Origin of the sequence: Streptomyces beijiangensis, assembly GCF_017315755.1 — a bacterium.
GTDB classification, from domain to species: Bacteria; Actinomycetota; Actinomycetes; order Streptomycetales; family Streptomycetaceae; genus Streptomyces; species Streptomyces beijiangensis.
In genome coordinates this window covers 1-254 of sequence record NZ_JAFLRJ010001101.1, presented here as the reverse complement: position 1 = coordinate 254, position 254 = coordinate 1, and the positions used below count along the sequence as shown (strand labels likewise).

1 pseudogene is annotated in these 254 nt (G+C 74.0%); it reads left to right on the top strand.

The window, feature by feature from the left end:
• Positions 1-254: pseudogene (locus J0695_RS40735) on the top strand (alpha/beta hydrolase); the annotation flags it as partial.

Sequence of the window (254 nt, the reverse complement as noted above, 5' to 3'; positions counted from 1 at the left end):
CTCCGCCGATGCGCAGCCGGCCGTCACCGGCCCCCCGCCCGGCGCCGCCGCCTGGCTCGCCGACCACTCCCTCGGGCGTGACCTCCCGGACCCCGGCGACTCGACGCCAGCCCAAATCGCCTCCTTCTTCGGCGAGTTGACGAACACCCAGCAGCAACAGCTCACCCACCGACACCCCCTCACCGTCGGCAACCTCGACGGCGCCCCCGTCCCCCTCCGCTACGAGGCCAATCACCTCGCCCTCCAGCAGGCGG